The organism is Bradyrhizobium sp. OAE829, assembly GCF_040546575.1.
GTDB lineage: Bacteria > Pseudomonadota > Alphaproteobacteria > Rhizobiales > Xanthobacteraceae > Bradyrhizobium.
On record NZ_JBEPOE010000001.1, the window covers coordinates 4,998,473 to 5,017,015 of the forward strand.

18 protein-coding genes and 2 pseudogenes are annotated in these 18,543 nt (G+C 63.3%); 10 read left to right on the forward strand and 10 right to left on the reverse strand.

Going from position 1 to position 18,543, the window contains the following annotated elements:
• The first annotated feature begins 19 nt into the window (after positions 1–19).
• Positions 20–835, forward strand: coding sequence for an SDR family NAD(P)-dependent oxidoreductase (locus ABIE49_RS24080; RefSeq protein WP_192739236.1), 816 nt, complete (start codon positions 20–22; stop codon positions 833–835).
• A gap of 171 nt (positions 836–1,006) precedes the next feature.
• On the opposite strand, the pseudogene ABIE49_RS40100 reads toward ABIE49_RS24080, so the two are convergent.
• A pseudogene (locus tag ABIE49_RS40100) lies at positions 1,007–1,093 on the reverse strand (JAB domain-containing protein); the annotation flags it as partial.
• Between ABIE49_RS40100 and ABIE49_RS24085 the strand changes: the two are divergent.
• Positions 1,084–1,221: a hypothetical protein gene (locus tag ABIE49_RS24085; protein ID WP_192739235.1), complete on the forward strand. Its 138-nt coding sequence runs from the start codon at positions 1,084–1,086 to the stop codon at positions 1,219–1,221. The pseudogene ABIE49_RS40100 and the gene ABIE49_RS24085 overlap by 10 nt on opposite strands.
• A gap of 50 nt (positions 1,222–1,271) precedes the next feature.
• On the opposite strand, the gene ABIE49_RS24090 is transcribed toward ABIE49_RS24085, so the two are convergent.
• A complete protein-coding gene (locus ABIE49_RS24090) occupies positions 1,272–2,381 on the reverse strand; it encodes a helix-turn-helix transcriptional regulator (RefSeq protein ID WP_192739234.1) in 1,110 nt (369 codons plus the stop codon).
• Between the two features lie 128 nt (positions 2,382–2,509).
• Positions 2,510–2,977: a hypothetical protein gene (locus tag ABIE49_RS24095; protein ID WP_354066949.1), complete on the reverse strand. Its 468-nt coding sequence runs from the start codon at positions 2,975–2,977 to the stop codon at positions 2,510–2,512.
• Between the two features lie 221 nt (positions 2,978–3,198).
• Here ABIE49_RS24095 and ABIE49_RS24100 point away from each other — a divergent pair.
• Both ABIE49_RS24100 and ABIE49_RS24105 read left to right on the forward strand, forming a co-directional pair.
• A pseudogene (locus ABIE49_RS24100) lies at positions 3,199–3,597 on the forward strand (helix-turn-helix domain-containing protein); the annotation flags it as partial.
• Positions 3,598–3,732: 135 nt separating this feature from the next.
• Positions 3,733–5,640 (forward strand): serine hydrolase, encoded by a 1,908-nt coding sequence (locus ABIE49_RS24105; RefSeq protein WP_354066951.1) that lies wholly within the window; start codon positions 3,733–3,735, stop codon positions 5,638–5,640.
• Positions 5,641–5,688: 48 nt separating this feature from the next.
• Here the strand turns inward: ABIE49_RS24105 and radC are convergent, their stop codons facing one another.
• From radC to ABIE49_RS24130, 5 genes are all read right to left on the reverse strand, one after another.
• Positions 5,689–6,402 (reverse strand): RadC family protein, encoded by a 714-nt coding sequence (radC, locus tag ABIE49_RS24110; protein WP_192739304.1) that lies wholly within the window; start codon positions 6,400–6,402, stop codon positions 5,689–5,691.
• Positions 6,403–6,529: 127 nt separating this feature from the next.
• Positions 6,530–7,489 carry an MBL fold metallo-hydrolase gene (locus ABIE49_RS24115; protein ID WP_192739232.1) on the reverse strand — a complete coding sequence of 320 codons (960 nt, stop codon included), beginning with the start codon at positions 7,487–7,489 and terminating at the stop codon, positions 6,530–6,532.
• Positions 7,490–7,719: 230 nt separating this feature from the next.
• Complete coding sequence (locus ABIE49_RS24120; protein ID WP_192739231.1) at positions 7,720–8,409, reverse strand: HAD family hydrolase; 690 nt, start codon at positions 8,407–8,409, stop codon at positions 7,720–7,722.
• A complete protein-coding gene (gene map / locus ABIE49_RS24125) occupies positions 8,410–9,234 on the reverse strand; it encodes a type I methionyl aminopeptidase (RefSeq protein WP_192739230.1) in 825 nt (274 codons plus the stop codon).
• Between the two features lie 118 nt (positions 9,235–9,352).
• Positions 9,353–10,669: a mechanosensitive ion channel family protein gene (locus ABIE49_RS24130; RefSeq protein WP_192739229.1), complete on the reverse strand. Its 1,317-nt coding sequence runs from the start codon at positions 10,667–10,669 to the stop codon at positions 9,353–9,355.
• 274 nt (positions 10,670–10,943) lie between these two features.
• On the opposite strand from ABIE49_RS24130, the gene ABIE49_RS24135 reads away from it, so the two are divergent.
• The 6 genes from ABIE49_RS24135 (at position 10,944) to ABIE49_RS24160 (ending at position 17,724) form a co-directional block, all read left to right on the forward strand.
• Positions 10,944–12,737 carry a potassium/proton antiporter gene (locus ABIE49_RS24135; protein ID WP_192739228.1) on the forward strand — a complete coding sequence of 598 codons (1,794 nt, stop codon included), beginning with the start codon at positions 10,944–10,946 and terminating at the stop codon, positions 12,735–12,737.
• A 149-nt stretch (positions 12,738–12,886) separates the two neighbouring features.
• Positions 12,887–13,747 (forward strand): hypothetical protein, encoded by an 861-nt coding sequence (locus ABIE49_RS24140; RefSeq protein ID WP_192739227.1) that lies wholly within the window; start codon positions 12,887–12,889, stop codon positions 13,745–13,747.
• A gap of 16 nt (positions 13,748–13,763) precedes the next feature.
• Positions 13,764–14,555 (forward strand): hypothetical protein, encoded by a 792-nt coding sequence (locus ABIE49_RS24145; RefSeq protein WP_354066952.1) that lies wholly within the window; start codon positions 13,764–13,766, stop codon positions 14,553–14,555.
• 83 nt (positions 14,556–14,638) lie between these two features.
• The gene (locus ABIE49_RS24150) at positions 14,639–15,151 is read left to right on the forward strand and encodes a hypothetical protein (protein ID WP_192739225.1); all 513 of its coding nucleotides are present in this window, start codon (positions 14,639–14,641) and stop codon (positions 15,149–15,151) included.
• A 205-nt stretch (positions 15,152–15,356) separates the two neighbouring features.
• Positions 15,357–16,286, forward strand: coding sequence for a glycine reductase (locus ABIE49_RS24155; protein ID WP_192739224.1), 930 nt, complete (start codon positions 15,357–15,359; stop codon positions 16,284–16,286).
• Positions 16,287–16,530: 244 nt separating this feature from the next.
• Positions 16,531–17,724: a CaiB/BaiF CoA transferase family protein gene (locus ABIE49_RS24160; RefSeq protein WP_192739223.1), complete on the forward strand. Its 1,194-nt coding sequence runs from the start codon at positions 16,531–16,533 to the stop codon at positions 17,722–17,724.
• A 58-nt stretch (positions 17,725–17,782) separates the two neighbouring features.
• Here ABIE49_RS24160 and ABIE49_RS24165 read toward each other — a convergent pair whose 3' ends face one another.
• Both ABIE49_RS24165 and ABIE49_RS24170 read right to left on the reverse strand, forming a co-directional pair.
• A complete protein-coding gene (locus tag ABIE49_RS24165) occupies positions 17,783–18,070 on the reverse strand; it encodes a DUF1330 domain-containing protein (protein ID WP_192739222.1) in 288 nt (95 codons plus the stop codon).
• Positions 18,071–18,105: 35 nt separating this feature from the next.
• Entirely contained in the window at positions 18,106–18,459 is a 354-nt protein-coding gene (locus tag ABIE49_RS24170) for a DUF1127 domain-containing protein (RefSeq protein ID WP_192739221.1), read from the reverse strand.
• Positions 18,460–18,543: the final 84 nt, after the last annotated feature.

The window sequence follows — 18,543 nt, forward strand, 5'->3', positions numbered from 1 at the left end:
GGAGAGGCAGGAGGGAGAGATGATCGGAGATCTTGAAGGAAAGGTAGCCTTCGTGACCGGCGGGGCCAGTGGCATTGGTCTCGCCTTAGCGCGTGTCTTTGCCGAAGCAAAGCTAAAGGTAATGCTCGCTGATATTGAAGAACGAGCCCTGGATGCCGCGCTGGAGAACCTCAAGGCTTCCGGTGTTGAGGCACGAGGAGTCGTATGCGACGTGTCAGATCGCGCATCGGTGCAGCGCGCCGCAGACCAAACGTTCGCAGCCTTCGGCAACGTTCATGTCGTATGCAACAACGCGGGTGTCGGCGTAGGGGGACCCATCGAGTCGATAGCCCCGGTGGACTGGGATTGGATCATCGGCGTCAATCTGATGGGTGCAATCTACGGCGTTCAGGCGTTCCTACCACATATCAAGGCGCATGGAGAGGGCGGCCATATCGTTAATACCGCGTCCATGGCAGGTCTAATTGGTCCGCCCGGAATAGCACCGTACAATGCCTCAAAGTCCGCGGTGATCAGCCTGACCGAGACGCTCGCTGCCGAGTTGGCCGGCACTGAAATCGGGGTGAGCGTGCTATGTACGGCGTTCGTGCGTACGCGAATTGCGACGAGCGCTCGAAACCGCCCGCCACGCTTCGGCGCTCGCCTCGACGAGCCAGCCAACCCACAAATGGCCGCCCTGGTCGACGCCGGATTGGATCCAACAATTGTGGCCCGCCGCGTTTTAGCGGCAATCCGAGAAAATGAACTCTACATCCTTACGCATCCGGAGTTGCGCAGCGCGATTGCGGGACGTTTCGACCAGATACTTGCTGCTTTCGACAAATCCTCAATCTAGGAACGAAACCGGTAGTCTGCCGAGCGTCTGCTTAGCCTCCAGTATCGGCGCAAAACGGCGAATCGACTGATATCCGAATCGGGGTCAAACTCGGCCATGGCCGCATATCCGAACTCGGTCCGGTTCACGCTTGGAAGCGGACATTGGTGCGCGCATTCGTGCTGCGAGCTATCAGATCAGCCGCAACCCCTTCAGGCTCGTATGCCCGTTCTTGCCCACAATGATGTGGTCGTGTACGGAGATGCCGAGTGCGGCAGCGCGATTACTTCCTGCCTGGGCCGCAGCGCCTGTTCGGCTTCCTGCGGTCGGCGGCCTTCCGTGAGCATGCGACAGAACTTGCCGGCTACGACATCGACCGTGTCGGCGAAGTTCTGCTGGTGAATTAGGCCGTCTTCGATTGAATACCGGCTTTGCTCCGGCCGCTGCGCTGCGGTTGCTAGTTCCTGCCGGGCCGTGTCCAAGGCTCCCTTGTCAGCATCAGGCGCATCAGTTCGGCCTGACGCGTCGTGCCGGTTTTCGCAAAGATGCGATGCAGATGGGTCCGCGCCGTCGCAATCTTGATACCGAGTCGGTCCGCAGCGGTCTGAAGGCTGCTGCCCCCGGTCAATTCACGAATCAGCCCGACTTCCGCCGGGGTAAGCCCGAACTTCTTCTGCAATTGCCTGTCGTCGGGCAACACCACTTTGTCCGGATCGGTGACGAAAATGATTGCCGCCCGGTTATATCTTGCGATCGCCTCGATCTCGGATCGGAGCGGAATGACGAGCAGCGACAACGCGCTCTTGAACTCGCCTCGCGAAATCGGCACCGAGTTCCGTGCGTCATCCTCGCCCGCCTGCGCGCTGGCCGCAATCGCCAGATGCAGACGCGCGGTCTCGGCCGAGGAGCCGCCGCAAAGCATGCCGTCGTCGAGCCGCAGGCCATCGGCGAACGCGCTGTCGCAGGCCCGGTTCGCGAACAGGACGCGCGCCCTGAAATCGACGACGAGCACGCCCTGGCCGATGCTGTCGAGGGCGGCGAACGAATAATGGCGGTCGAGCGCCAGGGCTTGCAGGCGGTGGTTGAACTGCACCGCCCGTTTCAGATGCGGTGCAATCGCCTCATAAAGTTTCAGCTGCTCCGGTCCGAATTCGTCTCTACCGGGAACGACGAACTCGACGCGCCAGTCGTCGTCGGCCAGCAGCGTCGCGCCCATCACCGAGAGATACCCTTGCGGCCGCGACCATTCGTTGAAGAACTGGCTGGCGTGCAGCGTCTCCCTGGGCAGCACCATGCGGTCTGTGACGACGGTCCCGACCGGCAGGCTCGCCGCACGCTGCCAGAACAGATTGAGCGGATGGTAGTAGGCGCCATAGCTTTGCAGGAATGCCGGATCGGTGCGGGGAGCCACCAGCCACGGGACGTCCCGCTGCGAGACCGCGCTGAGCGAGGCGTCGCCGGCGCCAAACGCATCGGCGATGGTCTGCAGCACCGCGGGCCAGCGGTCGATATCGGCCGCCGCGCCATAGATCTGGTCGATCAGGGCGAGCAATTCGTCCTGGTTCATCGGCCCCCCGTGCCGCCATGCCGGCGGTCGCAATCGCATCAAAGCTTAGAGCCTGCCCGACGGCTGGCAAGGGCCCGCATCACAATTTGGCTGGATCCCGGAAATGAGATGGTGGCCGTTCGTGACGATCATGTTCGATCACGATTCTGCGTTCCGCGACCGCTTGGCGGATTGAACGATGATGTGCAAATGTTCCGTCGGCGCAGCTTGAGTAACGGGCGAGACGCATAAGGCGTTGCATCGACAAAATCATCCGGAGTGTTTTCGGTCGTGGCCAGCAGCGGTTTCTTATCGCTCGATCTCGGTTTGCGCGGCGCAACGGTGGGGTTGTCGCTGCTGATCGCGGCTGTAGGGCTGCGGGATCTCCGTGACAGCACGGTCGCACGCCTCGGCGCGGCGGTCGCGATCAGCGCCGCCGCTTCCGCGATCTGTTCGGCGCCGAATTTTCCGCGGCCCTGGCAATGGTGGAGTCTGTTTCTGCTGGCGTTGACGGCCGGTAGCGCGGTCTTGTTCTGGCTTTGGGCGCGTGCGGCCTTCGATGACGACTTCGAGCTGCGGCGCTGGCATGGCGCCCTGTGGGCCGCGATGGCCGGCACCGAAGTGCTCGTCGCCGGCGGAGCCGTCGAGTGGCCGATGCCCGGACAGGCGCTCGACCGTGCGGTGCAGGTCGTGTCTCTTGGCCTTGCTCTATTGGCCGTGGCGCAGACGCTTGCGACATGGCGAGCAGACATGGTGGAGGGGCGGCGACGGCAGCGGCATCCTCGGCGACATCAGCGCCGTCGCGTCAGAAGCGGAGGACAAGCCTCCTGTCGTCGAGCCGGCCTTGGTGCGCCGGCTGCAGCGGCTGATGGCGGTCGATCGCGCCTATCGGCGCGAGGGGCTGACCATCGGCGTGCTGTCCGCCGAGCTTGCCGTGCCGGAATACCGGCTGCGGCAGCTCATCAATGAAGGCATGGGTCACCGCAATTTCAATGCGTTCCTCAACCGCTACCGGATCGAGGAAGCCAAGGCGGCGCTGGCCGACCCCGGACAGAAGGAGGTGCCGGTATTGACGATCGCGATGGACACCGGCTTCCAGTCGATCGGGCCATTCAACCGCGCGTTCAAGGCCGCCACCGATCTGACCCCAACCGAATTCCGGCATCTTGCCATGGCGAGGAATGCATTGATCCCGCTGAAAGCGAGCACCAGTTCAGGAATAGGCAAGCCGGACTGAGAAATCGGCCAACCGAATTTCAGGATCTGGCGAGAAGGAACCAAGACGATCGGGCAGGTTCTCCGGGAAAAGTATGGGAATCCCGGTCTGGGATCGTCTGAAAGCTCCCCAATGAAACTCATCCAGGCATCATGCGTGGCAGCGCTCACACTCTGTCTGGCGGGAACGGCGATCGCCGACGATCTGCAGACCGCCGGCGATCCGGAGAGTCTCGGCTTTTCGGCGCGGCGGCTGGCGCGCATGACCTCCTGGTTTGAGTCGCAGACCAGGAAGGGCGATCCCTCCGGTTTTGTCGTGGCGATCGCCCGCGGCGGCAAGCTCGCCTATTTGCAGCCCACCGGCTTTGCGGACCACGACAGGAAAATTCCGATGCGGCCGGATTCGATCTTTCGCATCGGCTCGATGTCCAAGCAGATCACCAGCGTCGCGACCATGATCCTGGTCGATGACGGCAAGCTCGAGCTTGATGCTCCCGTGGCGCAATATTTGCCGGAGCTCAGGGATATGCAGGTCGTCAAGAAGGATCCGGTGACCGGAGATGCGACCCTGATCGAGCTTGAACCGGCCAGGCGGGCGATGACCATCCGCGATCTCCTGCGCAACACGTCCGGCCTCGTCTATGCAAGCCCCGACTATGCCGATCCCGGGTTTGGCAATGCGGCGATACATGCGCTCTACGGCGTCAAGGCGCCGATGCGGCGCGACAAGACGATCGCGCCCTTTGTCGCGAGCGTCGGCACTCTTCCGCTTGTGCACCAGCCGGGCGAAGTCTGGGAATACTCCATCGGCTATGACGTTCTTGGCCGTGTCATCGAAGCCGTGTCGGGCCAGCCATTTGACCAGTTTCTGCAAAGCCGCCTGTTCGCGCCGCTCCGCATGGTCGATACCGGCTTCCACGTGCCGGAAGATAAACTCTCCCGCCTCGTCGCCCTGCCGGGCGCGCAGCCCGCACCCCTGACGGATGGCGACGTCGGCAAACCGCAAACATTCTTTTCCGGCGGTGGTGGTATCGTCTCCACGGTCCCGGACTTCCTGCGCTTCTGCCAGATGCTGCTCAACGGCGGCGAGCTCGACGGCGCGCGTATTTTGAAACCGGAAACGGTCCGGCTGATGACGACAAATTCGCTGCCTCCGGACATCCATCTCGCGGGACATGAGGCCGGTCCGGCCTATGGGACCGGTTGGGGGCTCGGCTTCGCGGTTCGCACCAACCCGGATTTCAGTTGGATCCCCGGCGCGGTCGGCAGCTACAACTGGCAGGGAAGCTGGGGCACTTTCTTCTCGGTCGACCCGGCCCAGAAGCTGATCCTTGTCATGATGATGCAGCGACCGCAGCACAGTGTAAACGGATTCTATTTCAACGCGATCCGCCGTCTGCCCTATGCGGCGTTGAAGGTTCCGGAAGTCTCCGCACCCACCGCGTCAACGCAATTGAATCCGCGCGAGCTTACGGAGTATGCCGGACGCTACGACTTCGGCGGATCCACAAGTTCATTGGACAAACAGACTGCGCTTCTCGTCGACGGCTACGGCTGGACCGGTCTTGAGTCCGTGGTGGCTGACACGGATGGCATCAGGGTGATCAAGCCGGTTGACGGGGGCCCCGCCGCGAGAGCTGGCGTGATGGCCGGAGATCTCATCACCGCGATCGACGACCGGTCGATCAAGGGCCTGGCTCTGGAAGCGGCTTTTCGACGAATCTCGGGTCCGTTCAATGCCCCGATCAAGCTCAAGATCATCCGTCAGAAGCAGACCGATCCACTCGTGATCGCCTTTGCCCGGGAAGCGGCGCCGTCGCACAGTGTCGAGCTGCAGGTCCGCGCCGCCGACGGCAAGCTTGTTGTTGAAGCGACCGGCACCTGGTCGATCCTCGATTTCGACAAGGGCCAGGCGACGCCGGTGGCGGTCCGCTCAAAGGATGAATTCCAGGTCGAGAGTGGCGATCATACGCGGATCGCCTTCGTCAGAGACACCACCGGCAAAGTCAGCGGCGCGGTCCTCAATCCGGGACCACGGGAGCAACGCGGCGCGCTCGCCCGATAGGGGCGCACTTAAGGTTGACGACATGACGCATTGCGGCGTGCTTGCGGGCTAAATCAACCGCATCCCCTTCAAACTCGAGTGCCCGTTCTTGCCGACGATGATGTGGTCGTGCACGGAGATGCCGAGTGGAGCTGCGATGTCGACGATCGCCTTGGTCATCTGGATGTCCGCCTGCGACGGCGTCGGATCGCCGGACGGGTGGTTGTGCACCAGGATCAGTGCGGTCGCGGACAATTCCAGCGCGCGCTTGATCACCTCGCGCGGGTAGACCGGGGTGTGGTCGACGGTGCCGGTCTGCTGCACCTCGTCGGCGATCAGCTGGTTGCGCTTGTCGAGGAACAGCAGGCGAAACTGTTCCTTGTCGGCGAATGCCATGCTGCTGCGGCAATAACCGATCACGTCGTTCCAGGACGACAGCGCGATGCTGCGCTTGATCTCGCCTTTGGCCACCCGGCTCGCTGCGGCGGCGAGCAGCTTGATCTGGTGGACGGACGCATCGCCGATCCCCTCGACTTCGCGCAGGCGCGCTTCCGGCGCGTGGACGACTTCGGCAAAGGAGCCGAACTTCTTCAGCAGCAATTTGGCCAGCGGCTTGGTGTCGCGCCGGGGCAGGGCGGGGAATAGCGCCATCTCCAGCAGCTCATAATCGCTGAGCGCGTCCGGCCCGGCGCTGTAGAAGCGCTCGCGCAGCCGCTCGCGATGGCCGTGGTAATGCGGCGTCTCGGCGGGCTCGGCATTGGGATCGCGCGGCTTGGCGGGCATCGGCATCAAGCATGCCGTGCCGGCCAGCTTTTGCAACTCTGAAGTGCGGGGCGGCGGCGGATTTCGGATAGAGAAAAGGCGCCGCACGACATGCGGCGCCTTGCACTTGTTTCGAACCTGCCCGCTATCAGGCCTTCACGGCCGCGAACGCATAGCCGTTGCCATCCTTCGTCAGGGTGCCGACATTCGGGAAGCCGAAATGATAGCCGGCGATCATGCCCTTCTCGGCGATGATACGATCGAACAGAGCGCGGCGCGTGGCTTCCGCCTTCGGCCCATCCGCATCGAAGCTGGAGAACCAGCCGGGATTCCTGACGAACAGCTGGTGCATGCCGGTGACGTCGCTCTGGATGAAGAGCTGCTGTCCACCCGAGGCCACCAGGAACGACATGTGTCCGACGGTATGGCCAGGCGTGGCGATCGCCTTGACGCCGGGCGCGAGGTCGGCGCCGTCATTATATTGCTTGATGTTCTTCCAGGTCGGGAACGTCGCCTGGATGCGCTTGACCATCGGACGGTTGGCTTCAGGCAGCTTCTCCACCAGCGCCGGATCGGTCCAGTACTTGAACTCGACCTCGGGCATCATGATTTCCGCGTTCGGGAACACCTGCGCGTTGGTCTCCTTCACCCACAGACCAGAGATGTGGTCGCCATGGAAATGCGAGATCACCACCGTGGAGACGGTCGCGGGATCGAGGCCGGCGGCCTTCATGTTGTCGGCGAGTTTGCCCACCGTGGCCGGACCGTTGCCGCCGAAGCCGGTATCGAACAGCACGACCTTGCCGCCGGTTCGGATCGCCGTGACGGTAAAGGGGTTGTCGATCTTGTCAGGCCCGATGCCCGCCGCGGTCAGCGCCTTCTTGACGTCGTCGAGCGAGGCATTCTTGACCATGGCTTCAGTGACGGTGCGCTCGACGGAGCCCTCATGCAGGCTGAACACCTCGATGTCGCCGACCTTGTATTTGAGGCTGTCCGCGGCGCGCTGCGCGTGCGCCGCATCGATGAACGAAACCGGTCCCTTGAGGCCGAAAACGAGCGCGGCCCCTGTGCTTCCGAGAATCAGATCTCTGCGTGAAATCTCGAACATTGTTCTTGCTCCCTTGGTTGATCGCCCGTCGGAGGCCCCGACCGAGAGCGTCCGCGTGAGTTCTACACCGTCGCGCGCGGCGTATTCCGCAGGGATTCAAGTTAAAGGACCGGCATCTTGCCGCAGGATATTGAGAACGACTTGCAACTAGGATCTTGGCCATCGTCCTCATGGCGTCGGAATCCAGTATTTCGTGCGTTGCAATCATCAACTGCCGCAAAGGCAGGAAATCAGTTGGCCGGGGTTTCCATCCACCCGATGATCTCCTCGACCTGATGCAGGTCGATGGCCACGCCGATGCAAAGCGCCGCAATCTCCGGCGTCGGCGCTACCACATCCGGCACCATGATTACCATGGCGCCGGTCGCATGCGCCGCGCGCACGCCGTTGAAGGAATCCTCGAGGATCAGGCAATCGCTGACCTCTACCCCCAGCGACGACATCGCCTTCAGGTGAACGTCCGGATGCGGCTTGCCGCGGGCCACGTCGTCTCGCGCGGCGACGCTGCGGAAGAAATGTTCGACCTTGCAACGGTTCAGATGATGAAGCGCTTCCTTCCGCGTCATCGAGGTCCCGACTGCCATCGGCATGTCCGCCCGTGCCAGCGCTTTCAGCAATTCTGAAGCGCCGGCCTTCAAGGGAACGCCGGCGTTCAGTATCGGGCCAAGCCGTGCCGAGACTGCCGCCATATAGGCAGGGAGTGGAAACGCCGCGCCATGGTCGGCACGAAGCTGCGCCTCCAACTCCGCGCCGAGCAGCCCGACCAGCGACAGGACTTCGTCGTTCGAGACGACGTGTCCGACATCATGGCCGGCCTCTACCATGGCGCTGACATAGGCGGGAATGGTGTCGATCAGCAGGCCGTCCATATCGAAGACGATGGCCTTCGGCCTGCGGGGCAGGGTTACGCGCCGGGCCAATTATGCCTTGGCCAGAGGCTTCTCGGCGTGGCGTTGCGACAGCGTGAAGATTTCGACGCCATCAGCGGTTAAGCCAACCGAATGCTCGAACTGCGCCGACAGCGAGCGGTCGCGCGTGACAGCGGTCCAGCCGTCGGACAGGATCTTCACATGCGGCTTGCCGAGGTTGATCATCGGCTCGATGGTGAAGAACATGCCGGGCTTCAGCGCGACGCCTTCGCCGGGCCGGCCGATATGGATGATGTTCGGCTCGTCGTGGAACATGCGCCCCAAACCATGGCCGCAGAAATCGCGCACCACGCTCATGCCTTGCGGCTCGACAAAACTCTGGATGGCGTGACCGATGTCGCCGGTGGTAGCGCCGGGTTTAACGGCGGCAATGCCGCGCATCATCGCCTCATAGGTGACCTCGATCAGCCGCTCGGCCTTGCGGGCGATCGGGCCGATCACATACATGCGGCTGGAATCGCCATACCAGCCGTCAACGATGAAGGTGACGTCGATATTGACGATGTCGCCTTCCTTCAGCGCGCGGTCGCCGGGCATGCCGTGGCAGACCACGTGATTGATCGAGGTGCAGGTCGAATAGCGGTAGCCGCGATACATCAGCGTCGCCGGATAGGCGCCATGGCTGAAGGCGAAATCGCGGACGAACTCGTCGATCCGCGAGGTGGGAATTCCTTCCTTGACGATGTCGGTGAGCTCGTCGAGGCATTTGGCGACCAGGGCGCCCGCCTTGCGCATGCCGGCGAAACCGCTCGCGCCATGCAGCTTGATCTGTCCGGTCTTTCGCAAGGAGGTATCTGTTGCTTCGATATAGCTCATGGGCGGGTCATGCTTCGGAATTGAGGGCGTCAAAGGCTGATTTGCCGCCTAATTTAATGATCGCGGCCAGCAGTGCAAGCCAAGGTTGGCGGGCTGGAGGGCATCTAAACGCTTGATTTCAGCTGGAAACCTCAACCACGGATTCGACCGGCAGCGCGCCGCCCCGGACCCGGATTTCACGCACCGGATAGGGAACCCGGATGCCCTCGCGTTTGAAGGCGTCCCACAGCGCCAGCATCACGTCGCTCTTCACGGTGTCCATGCCGTCGGGGTCCGCGATCCAGAAGGTCAGGGAGAACTTCATCCCGGCCTCGGCGAATTCGGTCAGGATGCAGTTCGGCGGCTTGTTCTTGATGGCGCGGGGCGCGGCCGCGGCGATCTCGATGGCGAGCTTGCAGACCAGCCGCGGATCGGCGTCGTAATTGGTGCCGAACAGCACCTTCACCAGCGTGTTCTTGTCGGTATAGGTCCAGTTCACGACCTTCTGGGTCACCAGATCCTCGTTCGGGATCAGGAATTCGCGGCCGTCGCCGGCGGCGACCGAAATGTAGCGCGTCTTCATCGCGCTGATGCGGCCCGAACTGTCGCCGATGGTGACGAGATCGCCGGGTTTTACGGATTTGTCCGCCAGCAGGATGATGCCCGAGATGAAGTTGGCGACGATCTTCTGCAGGCCGATACCGATACCGACGCCGACCGCGCCGGAGAACACCGCGAGCGCGGACAAATTGATGCCGACGGCGCTGAGCGCGATGATGATCGCCAGCACCATCAGGCCCATGCGGATCATCTTCACCAGCAGCACCTGGATCGACGGCGTCAGGTCCGCGGAGCGGGTGATGCGGCTTTCGACGAAATTGCTGGCGATGTTGGTCAGCCACAGCGCCACGATCAGCAGGGCGCCGAGCTTGATCAGGACCAGCGGCGTCAACCGCAATCCGCCGAGCACGATCGAGGCCGCATCCGAATCCAGCAAGTCCAGGGTCGGTTGAAGCTGGCCGACGACGCTGAGCGCTGCGACCAGCCACGCCGACAGCGACACCAGGCGGACAATGAACTCGTTGCGAATGACCGATGTCACGAGGCGAATGACCAGCCAGGCCAGCGCCAGCTTGGCGCAGACCGCCAGCAGATAGCTGCGGCTCGGCCAGGTCGAGTGGTACATCGTGATGCGGGCGGCGATCATCAGGACGGCGAACACCGCGGTGGAAGCGCTGAAGACCAGCACGCGGGCGAAGTGCCTGAGCGGCAGCGGCAAGCCCATCGCGAACGAGGTCATGTCGACCCGCGAACGAATCGCCGCGTCGCTCGCATAGGCGATGCCTGCGCCGGCGAGGATCAGGCCAAATTGCAGATAGAACCAGGGCGAGGTGACCTCCGCGCCGAGCGACCGCGCGGTGGTGTGCAGCAACTCGATAATCTCTTTCGGATCCATCGGCAAAATCTCGTTCGGGGCCAGCTTGCTTATCAAGCCGCCCCATCATGCAAAATTGATTCGAAGCGCTGGCAGATTCCCACAAGCCCGCTGCGGATGCCATCGATACCAGACGTCCGCAAGGGCAAGTTAGGCCGATAAACCGGGCACATTGCCGCTATCTGGAGAAATGGGTTGGCGTTCAACTGTGGCGACGATAAGGATGCAATTGCAAGTATTTGCCCAACGTTGCAGAGGTGCAAATCTTCTCTAGATTCGAGGCTTCCCTAAATTTATGGCTTCTCTCGATTCAGTAAGTCTGGCGATTTTGCTCGGAGCCGTCCTGATTATGGCCGGAATTCTCTCGAGCCTGCTGGCGCTGCGCTTTGGCGCGCCGCTGCTGCTGGTCTTCCTGCTGATCGGCATGCTGGCGGGCGATTCCGGGCCCGGCCAGCTGAGCTTCGACGACGTGCGCTCGACCTATCTGGTGGGGTCGGTGGCGCTGGCGCTGATCCTGTTCGACGGCGGTCTGAAAACACGGTTTCAAAGCATCCGTGCGGTGCTGGCGCCGTCCACGGTGCTGGCGACGGTCGGCGTGTTGCTCACCGCCCTGGTCACGGCGCCGTTCGCCAAATATGTGCTCGACCTGAACTGGAGCGAGTCGCTGCTGGTCGGCGCCGTCGTGGCCTCGACCGATGCGGCGGCGGTGTTCCTGCTGGTGCATGCGCAGGGCCTGCGGCTGCGCCCCCGGGTGGGTGCGACGCTGGAAGCCGAATCCGGCACCAACGATCCCTTCGCGGTCTTCCTCACGCTGATGCTGGTCCAGTACATTTCGCTCGGTCAAAGCTCGGCCGTGCATATCGCGCTGGAATTCATCCGTGAAGCCGGGCTCGGCGCCGTCGTCGGCGTGATCGGCGGCCGTCTGGTGGTGGTGGGGCTCAATCGCGTGGCGCTGCCGCAAGGCCTGCATGCGCCCTTTGTCGCCACCGCGGCGCTGGTGATTTTCGGGGCGGCGCAGATCGCGCACGCCAGCGGCTTTCTCGCGGTCTATCTCGCCGGCATCATCATCGGCAACCGGCCGACGCGCGCGCATAATTCGGTGGTGACGTTCCTCGATGCCGCGACCTGGCTGGCGCAGATCGTGATGTTCGTCATGCTCGGCCTGCTGGTGTCGCCGCAGCGGCTGGTGAGCAGCATCGGTCCGGCCGTGCTGGTGGCGCTGGTGCTGATGCTGCTGGCGCGTCCGCTGGCGGTGTTTCTCTGTCTCGCGCCGTTTCGCTTCAACTGGCGGGAAAAGCTCTTCATCGCCTGGACCGGCCTGCGCGGCGCGGTGGCGATCTTCCTGGCATCGATCCCGATGCTGGTGGGGCTGTCGAAAGCCTATCTCTATTTCGACGTCGCCTTTGTCGTCGTCTTCATCTCGCTGCTGCTGCAGGGCTGGACGCTGGCGCCGGCGGCGCGGCTGCTGCATGTGGCGCTGCCCCGCGCGGACCGTGGCCCGCGCCGCGTCGAGCTCGATCTGCCCGGCCAGCTCGAGCAGCAACTGGTCGGCTATCCCGTGCGCTCAAAGAGCCTGTATTTCCGTCGCGGGCTGATCCCGTCCTGGTCGAAGCCGACGCTGGTGATCCGCGACCAGCGGATCCTCTCGCCGATCGAGGCCGATCCTATCGCGCCCGGTGACTACATCTATCTGCTGGCGCCGCCGGAAAAGGCCGAGGCGCTGGATCGGTTCTTCGTCGACATGGCGCCGAGCGCGGCGCCCGATCCGCATCTGCTCGGCGATTTCACGGTGTCGGGCGAACACACGCTGGGCGAACTCGCTGCGATCTACGGCGTTGCGGTCGGTGAAGAGCAGGCCAAGCTGACGTTGGCGGATCATTTCGACATCCATCTCGACCACGCGCCAAAGGAAGGCGCCGAGCTGGTGCTGGATCCCATCGTCCTGGTCGCGCGCAGCATCAGTGGCGGCCGGGTCAGTGTCATCGGCCTGCGGCTGCCCGAGGATGACGAAGTGGCCGTGCCCCTGACGCGCATGCAGCGGTTCAGGCGCAAGCTCGCCGAGATATGGTCGCAGGTCGCGGGGGTCTGAGGTGTCGTCTCGAAAAGACACAACCCGTTAATCAAACATGGCCGGGATCGAGCGACTTTTAGTCTGGTACTCAAAAAAGCCTTTCAACCTCTCCGTGTAAGTTTGAGCCCGGAAAGGTCGCGCTCCCCCGGCGGCCATCGGGCCCGTTGATGAGTGTGACGCAAACAGATCCGCCGCCGCGACCGCCACTGCTTGATCAGGTCATTCGCTTTCTTGTCTGGTTCACGGTGCTCGGTTTTATCGCCACGCCGCTTGTCGTGCTGACGATGACGTACGGGCACGTGCTCGGCTCGGTCGCCGGTCGCAACAATGACAGGTTTCAGCAGATTCTGGAGCAGGCCGGTCCCCGCGACGAGCCGGCATCGAAGCCAGGCATCGTCACCTCGGTGTTGGATAAGGAACGCGGGCGGCAGATCGCGAGGCTCAGGGCGCTGACCGGCAGGCCGGAAATGGCCTCCGGCACGACCGCATCGCTTCAGATTATCGCGGTCGCATTCGACAGCACAAAACCGGGTGGCGGGGGAACGTCGTCGCAGGCGCGACAGGCTGTCGATCAGGACGGCTATCGGATTCTTCAACTCGACCTCAAACAGGCTCCGCGCGATGCGGTCGTCATTATCGCCGATCAGCCGATCCGCTGGCGCCTGCAAGGCTTGACGCCTGGATCGGCGCCCCGCGTCGGATTTGAGGGCTATGCGGCCTTTGACGTATCCGACGCTCAACCGGGCTCGCTGGCGGGCTTCCGGATCGGCGCGTTCGGCGCTCCCAGTTTCGCGCGCCCCGTGGACCCGACCGGCGGCGAAGTCAGCAACCGTCAGGGATTGTGTACGTCGTTGCAGAACTGGGCCGATCATTTTGGTCTGCCGTTCGATGCTATCCGCTACACCCTGTTGCTCAATCCATCCCGCATCACGCCGACTTCGGGTCTGGCGCAGAGCGACGGCTCTACCGACAAAACCATGTACGCCGGCGACCTGGATCGCCTGTGCAAGCAGCGCGCGCGCCGCTGATCGAAAGGGAAAGACCATGAGTCGACAGGATGGCGGTTTTGGCCGGCGCGGGATACAGCCGGAGCCTGACGCGTCGAGACCGATCCCGGCGTCTTCCGGCGGCGGGATGCCGCCGCTGGTCAAGCAGGTCGGCGGCATGGCGCTCGGAGTCGCACTGGCATTCGCCGTCGGAGGCGCCAGTGTCTACTTCATGAAGCAGGCGGGCAAAGCGCTCGACCGGGGTTTCGTCGAAACCGCCAACGCCGGCAACCCAGCGGCGGCGATCGAGCAGGCCGGCGGCGGTGACGCGCTGTTGCAGCGGGTTCATCGCATCTGCACCGACCGCGCCGCTACGGCCGAATTGACCGCGACGCAGAGGAACGCAGCTTTCGATAGCCTCTATGTCGTCGAGCACCGGGTCGTGCGCGGCGGCGCCTATGTGGCGTGCCTGACCAGGGAACAGCCGCAGCGCTTCTGTCAGAAGCCGCACCGGGATCATTTGTACGAGGCGGTTCGGCAGTATGCCAAGCTGGTCGTTCAGGCGCGTGAAGAATGGCAAATACAGGCGGGCAGCCCATCGGCAATGATTGCCGGCGGGCCGATCGATTACAAGCAAGACGCGGCCGGCATGCCCAGCGCCCGGATCGATCCGCAACTCAAGGAAGGACTGGTCGCGCTCGAAGCCGACGGTTACATCCCGGCCAGCGATGTTGCCCGGCTCATGTCAAACCGAACGCCGGGAGTCTTCGGAAGTCCGCCGCCGCCGCGCGGGATGCCCCCGATGCCTGTCGTAGGCCCTGCTCAACCCAGCAAGAACGCATGCGGATGAGCATGCTCGAACAAGGCTTGCCTTCGGGCTTCTTCACCCGCTGGCGCGCGGTTGCCACAGGTCTGGCCGTCGGCGGCGTCGCGATGATCGGCTTCGGTGTTTTCGCTCGCGTGGAGAGATACATGTCCGAGCCAAAGACGGCGCCGGCCTGCTACGGTCGACAGCATGTCGCTGGAACGAAAGCGATTCCCTCGCGCGGCTCGCGCGACCGCGGCGGGCGCTCGATCGATGATCGTTTCCCCAACTTTGACCCCGACAAGATCACGCTGGCTTTGCGTGTCTGTACGCCGCTGTCCTGTCCGAGAGACGCCTTGAAGGAATACCGCTCGGCGATGTTCTGGTATCTGTCCTCGCGCTTGCAGCACACCTCGAATCTGTACCGCGACTATGGTGATCTGGGTTTGATGCGTGCGCGCGAAATCTTCCGTGATCCGATCGACGCCAGGGTGGAACAAGGCCTGCGCGAACGCTACGCCGCCGGAATCTTCCGCCTCAACGATTTCCGGCAGAATCATGCGGCGGTCTCGATCATCGTGCTCAAGGGCGGCGATGCCTTGCGCCCGTGCAGAATTGGTGAGCCGGCCGAGGAGGACTAGGCGCGCGCCGCGCCGCCGCGTTGCCGGCACCCGCACAGGCAAAACAAGATACCAGCCCGCGGTTAAGGCCTGCTGTCCGGCCGTGGCGCGCATGGTCTTTGGTCGGCTCGTGCAATATCCGCTGTTGAGGAACAGGCTGACTATCACTAGCTTAGTGCTCAAGCCAGATCAGCGCCCTCACGGTGGAAACGCAGGAGACACAACAATGTCCGGTCCGTCCGACGATCAACTGGGCTTTGCGCCCGACTACGATTCCGCGGTCCCCTATATGCAGCGGACCCGCGATTATTACGCGGCGATCGGCTACACCATGCCCTACCGCTGGGCGCATTACGTCGATGCGCCATTCCAGCCGCTGAAAAAGCCGCTGGCGCAATCGCGGGTGACCATCGTTACGACCGCCGCGCAATATGATCCCACCAAGGGCGATCAGGGGCCGGGCGCCGCGTATAACGGCGGCGCGAAATTCTACACGGTGTATGACGGCGATACTTCGAAACAGCACGATCTGCGGATCTCGCATATCGGCTATGACCGCAAGCACACGTCAGCAACCGACAGCGGCACCTGGTTTCCACTACCGCAGCTTCTGAAGGCGCAAGCCGCGGGGCGGATCGGCGAGGTGGCGCCGCGCTTCTTCGGTGCGCCGACCAATCGCAGCCATCGCGTCACCATCGACACCGACGCGCCGGAGATTCTTGAGCGTTGCCTCGCCGACAAGGTCGATGTCGCCGTGCTGGTGCCGAACTGTCCGGTGTGCCACCAGACTTCGGCTTTGGTCGCGCGCCATCTCGAAGAGAGCGGCATTGCCACGGTGGTGATGGGCTGCGCCAAGGACATCGTCGAACACGCCGCCGTGCCGCGCTTCCTGTTTTCGGACTTTCCGCTCGGCAACTCCGCCGGCAAGCCGCAGGACGTGGCCTCGCAGGCGGAGACGCTCGAACTGGCGCTGCGCCTGCTCGAAACCGCGTCCGGCGCGCGCACCACGATGCAATCGCCGCTGCGCTGGAGCGACGATGCCTCCTGGAAGCTCGACTACAACAACATCGCGCAGATGAGCCCGGAAGAACTGGCACGGCGCCGCGCCGAGTTCGACAAGCAGAAAGAAATCGCGCGCGGCAACCGCGCGGCGTGATTTCGGAGGACGGTCGCGCTACTTCCCTTCTCCCCTTGTGGGAGAAGGTGGCATAGGCGGCCTCCGGCCGCCGTTCTTAGAACGCCGATGCTTTGCATCGGCTATGGCGCCGGATGAGGGGTCTCTATCCTCATCTCGAAATGTTGCCGTGAGGAGAGAACCCCTCACCCGTCCGCGACGCTGCGCGTCGCGTCCACCCTCTCCCACAAGGGGAGAGGGGAAGAATCGTCAGGAGGACCTCCCATTGACCCGACCGTTCGAAGGCGTGAAGATTCTCGACTTCACGCAGGTGCTGGCCGGCCCCTATGCCAGCTACCAGCTCGCGCTGCTCGGCGCCGACGTCATCAAGGTGGAGCGGCGCGAGGGCGAGGACATGCGCCGCACGCCGCTCTCCCGCGAATGGGCCGAGCGCGGTCTCGCGCCGGGCTGGCAGGCGATCAACGGCAACAAGCGCAGCCTGACGCTCGACCTGCAAAAGCCGGAAGCGATCGCCATCGTCAAGCAGCTCGCGGCGCAGGCCGACGTGGTGATGGAGAATTTCCGTCCCGGCGTGATGGACAAGCTCGGCATCGGCTATGCGGCGCTCTCGGCGATCAATCCGCGGCTGATCTATTGCGCGATTTCGGGTTTTGGCCAGACCGGTCCGGCACGGCTCGGCGCCGGCTATGACGGCAAGATCCAGGCCCTATCAGGCATCATGTCCATTACAGGCCACGCCGAGACCGGACCGACGCGCGCCGGCTTCGCGGTTTGCGACGTCTTGTCCGGTTCGACCGCGGCGTTCGGTGTCTCCAGCGCGCTGTTCCAGCGCACCCATACCGGCAAGGGGCAGATGGTCGACGTCTCCATGCTGGAGGCGACGCTGGCGTTTCTTTCAGGTCAGGTGGCGGATTACGCGGTTGCCGGTCATCGCCAGCAACTGTCAGGCAATCAGGCCGTCAGCCGCCGGCCGACCGCCAATCTGTTCAAGGCCGGCGACGGTTATCTCCTGCTCGCCGTGAACAGCGAGAAACAGTATCAGTCGCTGATGAAGGCGCTCGGCCGTGCCGATGCGCTGGAAGACCCGCGCTTCGTCGACTGGTTCGCGAGGCAGGAAAACGAGCCGGCCTTGCGCGCCATCATCGAGGACGCCCTGTCGAAGAAAGACCCGCGCGAGTGGGAGACCATCCTGGAAGCGGCCGGCGCGCCCTGCGCCAGCATCTGGAAGGTCGAGGAAGTGATCGATCACCCGCAGATCGCAGCGCGCGGCGCGATTCAGGAAATCGACACGCCCTACGGCCGGCTTCGTTTTGCCGGCAGCGGGTTTCAGCTCGCCCATGGCGGCGGCAAGCTCGACCGCATGGCGCCCGAACTCAGCGCCCATACCGACGAGGTGCTGGCCTCGCTCGGCTACGACGCGGCCGCGATCGCGGATTTGCGGGCACGCGAAATCGTTTAGCGAGTCACCCCTGAGGCGGACGCCAGCACCACCAGCATGAATATCCAGACTTTCATCGTCAGGCGCCTTCGATGATGATGAAGTCGGTATCCGCGTTCGCCTGGCGGATCGCCTTTGCCTTCTGATATTCGTCGCTGCGGTAGCAGGCGGTCGCCGTTGCGAAATCCGCGAACTCGACCACGACGTTGCGCTCGCGTGCCTGTCCCTCCATCAGCTCGTACGCGCCGCCGCGCACGATGAATTTGGCGTCGAACTTTTCGAAGGCCGGGCGCGCCGCGGCGAGGTAGTCCGGGTACCGCGCCGGCTGATGAACGCTGACGCGTACGATCCAGTAAGCCTTGGCCATGATGGTTTCTCCGTTTCAGGTCTGGTGATGTGAAATCAGGTCAATCTGGTTGAGTTGCGCGGCCGCGCGTAGCGTTTGGCGGCAAGGCGCACCTGTTCGTCGATGTAGCTTCGCGCGATGCCGATATCCCTCAGCGAGTGGTCGCTCAGGCTGTGCAGCTCCGCCGCCGCCAGCCGCTGCTGCCGCCAGCGCCAAAGTGCTGCGCCGGCCGTTCGCAGGGCACGAAAGGCGTTCAGGGCGAGAGAGCCGGTGTCTAGAGCGTTTTCGAGCGAAGTGGATACCGGTTCGCGTGAAGGAAACGCGTCAAAACAAGAATCTAGAGCCCCGTTCCGATTCCATCGGAACGGAAAAGGCTCTAGTCGAACCAGTTTCATGATGGTGATCCGCATGATCGTTTCTCTTTCAAAGGTGATGCCGGTGGCGTCGTCGTTTCGTTGTCACTGATGGTGATTGAGATGGTGCGTTCGGCCGCG